Genomic DNA, 6,634 nt, shown 5'->3' with positions numbered 1-6,634 from the left:
ACGAACGGCTGATCACCCCCGAACCCGGCCCCGACGGCCTCTTCTCGGTCACCAGCGACGACGGCGGCGTCGAGTACCGGTTCGCGGCCCGCGTCATGGCCCTGGAGCACTGGCGGATCGAGGCCGACAGCATCGTCCGCCGCGACCTGCGGCGCGACGGCGCGCACCTGCCCCTGGACGCCCTCGACCTGATCCTGGACCTGCGCAAGACGCTCACGCTCGACGAGGACGTCCTGCCCGTCTACCTGGAGGAGATCACCAGCACCCTGGCCAGCAGCACCTACCGCATGTCGGGCGCCCGACCCGGCGCCGCCGAGCTGGCGCGCGCCGGGTTCCAGGAGATCGAGGCGGGGATGACCGAGGGCCACCCGTGCTTCGTCGCCAACAACGGGCGCCTGGGCTTCGACGCCGCGGAGTACCGCGCCTACGCCCCCGAGGCCGCCGCCCCGGTGCGGCTGGTGTGGGTCGCCGCGCGGCGCGAGCGCACGGTCTTCAGCTGCTCCGCCGACCTGGACCGCGAGGAACTGCTGCGCGGTGAACTCGGCGCCCAGACCCTGGCCGTCTTCGACGCGCGGCTGACCGACATGGGCCTGGACCCCGCCGACTACCACCTGATCCCGGTCCACCCCTGGCAGTGGTGGAACCGGCTGGCGGTCACCTTCGCCGCCGACGTCGCCCGCCGCGACCTGGTGTGCCTGGGCCACGGCCCCGACGAGTACCGCGCCCAGCAGTCCATCCGGACCTTCTTCAACACCTCGGCCCCCGAACGCCACTACGTCAAGACCGCCCTGTCGGTGCTGAACATGGGCTTCCTGCGCGGGCTGTCCGCCAAGTACATGGAGGCCACCCCGGCCATCAACGACTGGGTCGCCTCGGTCGTGGCCGACGACCCCGTCCTGCGCGCCACGCGCGTGGAGATCCTGCGCGAGCTGGCCGCGGTGGGTTACCGCACCACGCACTACGCGCAGGCCTCGACGGAGAAGTCGCCCTACCTGAAGATGACCGCCGCGCTGTGGCGCGAGAGCCCGGTGACACGGCTGCGGTCCGGCGAGCGCCTGGCCACGATGGCCTCGCTGCTGCACACCGACGCCCGGGGGAGGTCCCTCGCCGCGGAGCTCATCGCCGAGTCGGGCCTGGAGCCCGCGGAGTGGCTGCGCCGCTACCTCGACGCCTACCTCGTCCCCCTGCTGCACTGCTTCTACGCCCACGACCTGGTGTTCATGCCGCACGGGGAGAACGTCATCCTCGTCCTGCGCGACGGGGTGCCACAGCGGGTCCTGCTCAAGGACATCGCCGAGGAGATCGCGGTGATGAACGACGACGCCGAACTGCCCCCCGGGGTCGAGCGGGTCCAGGGCGCGGTGCCCGACGACATGCGGGTGCTGTCGCTGTTCACCGACGTCTTCGACTGCTTCCTGCGCTTCCTCAACGGCATCCTCGCCGGTGAGGGCGTCCTGTCCGAGACCGACTTCTGGCGCACCGTGGCCGCGTGCGTGGCCGACTACCAGGCGTCGGCGCCCCACCTGGCCGACCGTTTCGCGCGCGACGACCTGTTCGCGGAACGCTTCGCGCTCTCGTGCCTGAACCGGCTGCAACTGCGCAACAACCGCCAGATGGTCGATCTGGAGGACCCGTCCGCGGGCCTGCAACTGGTCGGCACGCTGGAGAACCCCATCGCCGGGTTCCGTCCCGCGCCCCGGTAGGCGCGGCGGGACTGGGGGTTCCGCTCCCATAGGCTCAGCGGTCCGACGGGGCCCGCACACGCCGCGTCCGCTCCGGGGGGGAGGGCCGCACGCCCCTCCCCCGGGCGCCCGCCGGGCCGCCCGGGTGTCGTGGTGGCGCGGTACGTTCCTCGGGCCCGCGCACCGCACCGCCCAGGAGGAACCGTGGACCCCTACTCGCCCGTACCGGAACTGAACCTGCTCAGGGCACTGGAGGAGCGGGCCGCCGGTGACTTCGTCGCGGACGGCTTCGAGACGCTCGACTACGACGACCCGGAACAGCTGGCCGGCTGGCCGGAGGACCCGGCGTTCCGGTCCCGCCTCATCCCCTTCGCCCTGGCCAACGGCTCCGGCTCCGTCTACGCCCTGTGGCGCCACGACGACCGCGAGGACCCCGCCGACCTGCCCGTCGTCGTCCTCGGCGACGAGGGTGCCGTGGCGGTGGTGTCCGAGAACCCCCGCGGGCTGGTCCTGCTCCTGGGTGCGGACTCCGAGATCGGCGTCGACCACGGCTACCCGCCCTACCTGCGCGGGGAGCCCCAGGACGAGGACGGGCCCCGGCGCGCCCGGTACCGCGCCTGGCTCCAGGAGCACTTCGGACGCGGCCTGCCCACGGACGCCGAGGTCTCCGCCGTGCTGGAGGGCGCGCGGGACCGCCACGGCGAGCCGTTCGCACGGTGGGCGGGCCGCTACCTGGCCTCGTGATCTCGTCGTCAGTTCACTGGTTCCGCCTGGAACGCAGCTCCTTTACGGCGTAGATTCACTTTTGTCCGTTTATGCCGGATATGCCGCCGGGCCCCGGGCCCGGCGGCGCATGCTGTCCGGCCGGAGTCAGTCCTTCCACTCCTGGATCATGGTGTCGGAGGCGTGTACGCACATCACGCGCAGCCGTCCCGTGCCGGTGTTGGTGAAGCCGTGCCACACCCCGGGCTGGACGACCAGGGTGTCGCCCGCCCCGGCGGCCAACCGGCGGTCGCCGACGGCGAACGCGGCCTCGCCCTCCAGGACGGTCCACGTCTCGGTGTAGGGGTGGCGGTGCAAGCCGGGCCCCTGCCCGGGGTCGTTGTCCACGAGGAAGAACGAGATCCCCGAGCCGTGGGGGCGGCCCTCGAAGCGCAGCGTGCGCGAGCCGCCCATCCGGAGTTCGCCGGCGGGGACCACCCGGTCGTGTGTCGTGCTCTCCATGGTGCTCACTCCTCGAACCCGGTCACGGGGCGGACGTCGACGGACCAGCGGGCCGTCGGGGGGCCGTCGGGGGGCCGTCGAAGGCGTACCGGTCGGACGCCTCGGCCCCGCCGCCCGGAGCGGCGGGTTCATGGTGGTGGAGCGGTGCGGACCTCATCGCGGTGTCCCTTCGCTGTGCCCGTCTCGGTGTGGCTCCACCATGGCCGGGCGGGCACGCCGCGCTCTACACTTTCGATGTGCGTCGAAACAGGGTCCGCTTCCGGATCGGGACGGCCGACGTCTCGGCGATCCGGTTCGGCGTCTCACCGGGCCACGAACTGTGCCACGCGGTCCGGGTCCTGCTCGACCCCTCAAGCCACCCGCTCCAGTGGGGCTGGCTGCGCGCGGTGCGGGGGTCGCTGCCGAGGCGGTCGTTCGAGTACCTGGCCACGGTGATCGGCCACGAGGGTTACTTCCCCGACTTCCTCACGGCCGCCCCGTCCTGGGACATGACCCCCGAGGAGGAAGTCGAGCGCCTGCGGCGCGTGCCGCCCGAAGCCGTCCGGGCCGACCTGACCAAGGTGCTCGCGCGCTCGCGGGGGCGCCGCCACACCCTGGTGGCGGACATGTTCGCCCACCCCGAGCGCACCCGCGCGCTGGTCTCGGACGCCTGGACGGCGGTCTGGGAAGCCGCGCTGGCCCCGCACTGGCCGCAGATCCGGCGTCTGCTGGGCGCGGACATCGACCTGCGGGTGCGGCGCATGGGCGCGGGCGGCGTGGCCGCGATGGTGGGCACGCTGCACGAGTCCGTGGGCTGGCACCGGGACGCGATCGAGGTCGGGATGCGCAGGCACGACGAGGACGTGGCCTGCGAGGGCAGCGGCGTGGTGCTCACGCCCTCCGTCATGAGCACGCCGCGCTGCTCGGTGCTCACCGAGCCGCCCGTGCAGCCGACGCTGTTCTACCCGGTGCACGGACTGTCGGCGTCGTGGACGCGTGAGGGCACGGCCGCCGCGCAGGCGCTGGAGGAACTGCTCGGGTCGGGGCGCGCCCGCGTCCTGCTGGCCCTGGACGGGCCCCGGTCCACGTCGGAGGTGGCCGGGGACTGTGCGATGGCGGTCTCCACGGCCTCGCACCACCTGTCGATCCTGCGGCGGTCGGGGCTGGTGGATGGTCGCCGGGAGAGCACACGGGTGATGCACGCGCGCACGCCGCTGGGCGAGGCCCTGGTGAGCGGAGGGGCCTGAGGGACGGCGGACCGGCGTGCGCTCCCCGGCGAGGAGCGCGCGCCCGGCCAGGAGACCTCGATCCCCGGTCAGCGGGCCCCGGCGCCCGGTTCCGGTTCCGCGTCCGGGACGTGCGAAGCGTCCGGACCGGGAACCGGTGCTTCCCGGTCCGGCTCCGCGGCCCGGTCCTGTCCGGGCGCGATGGCGCTGGCCAGGTGCTCGGCGACCTGCCGGCGCAGCGGGGGCGGGAGCGTGCCGCTGGACAGCGACTCGTACAGCCACAGGCCGTCCGCCGCCAGGCGCAGCACGAACAGCTCCATCTCCTCCGGCGTCAGCGGCCCGGCGGACGGTTCGGACGTCCAGCGCCCCATCACCTCGTCCCAGGGGGCGCGCGTGGCCGGTTCGTTCGCGGTCTCCAGCAGGAGCAGCAGCTCGGCGCGCGTGGAGCTGTGCGCGGCCACGCGGGCGTAGGCCGCCAGGCGCTCGCGGGGCGTGGCCCGGTCCGCGCTCCTCCCCGCGGCCTCCGCCAGGTGGTCGTCCCAGCCCTGGGCCAGGTGTTCGTGCAGGGCCTGGAGCAGGGACTCGCGCGAGGGGAAGTGGTAGAGCAGCCCTCCCTTGGTCAGACCCGTCTCGGCCGCCACCGACTCGTAGGTCAGGGCCCTGACGCCGTCGCGCTGGACGACGCGGAAGGCCGCGTCCAGGATCTGTGTCCGGTTGCTCTTGCGCATGCTCTCCCCCGGTGTCAGTGGTCCGCGTACGCCGACGAGGACGTGCCGGGACCATGGTGGCGCAGCAGCCGCCAGGTGAGGGCCGCGCCGCACGCCAGGACCGCCGCGACCACGACCATGACCACCAGGTAGCCGGTGTCGAAGGCGGCGTGGGCCGCGGCGACCACCGCGTCGTCGCCCCCGGCCGAGGCCAGGGCGTCGGCCAGGCTCCTCCCGGCGGCTTCCGGGGCGCCCTGCGGCAGCTGGACGGCGGCCGCGTAGACGAAGGTGACCAGGCTGCCCATCAGGGCCACCGCGGTCAGGTTGCCGAACTCGTAGGAGACCTCCTCCACCGAGGAGGCCATCCCGGCGCGGCTGGCGGGCGCGTTGCCGATGATCGCCGTGGAGGCCACCGACATCGCCGCACCCAGTCCGGCGCCGGTCAGCAGCAGCCCCGCGACGAGCCAGCCGATGCCCGTCTGGAAGCCCAGGAGCGAGACGACCACACCCGCCACGCCCGCGGCGAGACCTCCCGCGATCAGGGGCAGCAGGCCGGTCCGGTGCAGGAACGCCCCGCCCAGCAGCGCGGTCGGCAGCGAACCCGCCGCCACGGCGGCCACCAGCAGCCCGGCCTCCAGCGGCGTGAAGCCCACGACCAGCTGGAAGCGCTGGGTGGTGACGAGCTGGATGCCGCCGATGGCGAACATCGAGAACGCCGCGGCCAGCACACCGGAGGTGAAGGCGGGGTTGCGGAAGACCCCGAAGTCCAGCAGCGGGTCCTCCAGACGGCGCTGGCGGCGCGTGAACAGGACGAAGGCCACCACGGCCACGACCACGGCGGCGGCGAAGAGCGGCCAGCGCGGCGGCGTGTGCGCCAGCTCCTTGATCGCCAGCACCGAGGCGACCAGCCCGGCCATGGCCTGGAGCGAGGAGACCAGGTCCCAGTGCTTGCCGGGGTCGGGGACGTTGGGCGGCGCGATCAGCGCGGTCGCCACCAGCGCCGCGATGACCACGGGCACGTTGAGGAGGAAGACCGACCCCCACCAGAAGAACTCCAGCAGGACCCCGCCCACGATCGGCCCCAGCGCGCCGCCGACCACCGAGACGCTGCCCCAGACCGCGATGGCGATGTTGCGTTCGCGCTCGATGGGGAAGGCGATCCTGATCAGCGCCAGGGTGGCGGGCATCATCGCCGCCGCGCCCACCGCCAGCAGCGCGCGCGAGGCGATGAGGACCCAGGCCGTGGGGGAGAACGCGGCGACCAGCGAGGCCAGGCCGAAGACCACCAGCCCGACCACGAACATGCGCACGTGGCCGATCCGGTCGCCCAGCGTGCCGCTGCCCAGCAGCAGACCGGCCATGACCACCGGGTAGGCGTTGATGATCCACAGGCTCTGCGCGCCCGTCGCCCCCAGTTGAGCGGTCAGGGTCGGCAGGGCGGTGTACAGGATCGTGTTGTCCACGGTGACGAGCAGCAGTCCGGCCGCCACGGTCACCAGCAGCAGCCACCGGCGTGTCGCCGTCATGGCCGTCGCGTGCGTCTGATGTGAGCCCATGGGCCGAAATTTACCTTACGTCCGGTACAGTTTCGCGCCCGCGCCCCCGGGTGCGGACGGGCCGTCTTCCCTGGCGCGCGGGCGTTCGCGGACCTGAGGGGCGCGCCGCGCGGCACCCGGCGCCCCTTCCTGCTACCACCCGTGAGGGAAGGCGTGCTGTTCGGCTGTGCGCCGGTAGCGGGAGGGGCTGGGAATGTCGGGAGTGGTGGAGGCGGGCGCCTGGGGGCTGCTGGCCGGGTCTGCGCTGCTGGTGGGCGCGG

The 6,634-nt window shown here is 73.5% G+C and carries 6 protein-coding genes; 3 read left to right on the top strand and 3 right to left on the bottom strand.

Annotation, left to right across the window (positions count from 1 at the left end; genetic code table 11):
* Both DQW06_RS03310 and DQW06_RS03305 read left to right on the top strand, forming a co-directional pair.
* Positions 1-1,703: IucA/IucC family siderophore biosynthesis protein (locus DQW06_RS03310; protein WP_157983333.1), on the top strand; the 1,703-nt coding region annotated here is incomplete at its 5' end.
* Positions 1,704-1,886: 183 nt separating this feature from the next.
* Positions 1,887-2,426: a hypothetical protein gene (locus DQW06_RS03305; RefSeq protein ID WP_013152119.1), complete on the top strand. Its 540-nt coding sequence runs from the start codon at positions 1,887-1,889 to the stop codon at positions 2,424-2,426.
* A gap of 126 nt (positions 2,427-2,552) precedes the next feature.
* On the opposite strand, the gene DQW06_RS03300 is transcribed toward DQW06_RS03305, so the two are convergent.
* Positions 2,553-2,906 carry a cupin domain-containing protein gene (locus DQW06_RS03300; protein ID WP_117197937.1) on the bottom strand — a complete coding sequence of 118 codons (354 nt, stop codon included), beginning with the start codon at positions 2,904-2,906 and terminating at the stop codon, positions 2,553-2,555.
* A 236-nt stretch (positions 2,907-3,142) separates the two neighbouring features.
* Between DQW06_RS03300 and DQW06_RS03295 the strand changes: the two genes are divergently transcribed.
* On the top strand, positions 3,143-4,132 hold the full coding sequence (locus tag DQW06_RS03295; RefSeq protein WP_117197936.1) for a DUF5937 family protein: 990 nt from the start codon (positions 3,143-3,145) through the stop codon (positions 4,130-4,132).
* Positions 4,133-4,200: 68 nt separating this feature from the next.
* Here DQW06_RS03295 and DQW06_RS03290 read toward each other — a convergent pair whose 3' ends face one another.
* Positions 4,201-4,839: a TetR/AcrR family transcriptional regulator gene (locus DQW06_RS03290; protein WP_117197935.1), complete on the bottom strand. Its 639-nt coding sequence runs from the start codon at positions 4,837-4,839 to the stop codon at positions 4,201-4,203.
* A 14-nt stretch (positions 4,840-4,853) separates the two neighbouring features.
* Positions 4,854-6,344, bottom strand: coding sequence for an MFS transporter (locus DQW06_RS03285; protein WP_013152115.1), 1,491 nt, complete (start codon positions 6,342-6,344; stop codon positions 4,854-4,856).
* Positions 6,345-6,634: the final 290 nt, after the last annotated feature.

It is taken from the genome of Nocardiopsis sp. TNDT3, from assembly GCF_003427465.1.
Classification (GTDB): Bacteria; Actinomycetota; Actinomycetes; order Streptosporangiales; family Streptosporangiaceae; genus Nocardiopsis; species Nocardiopsis dassonvillei.
Note: the sequence above shows the minus strand (reverse complement) of the source record. Positions and strands in the feature narration are given on the sequence as shown.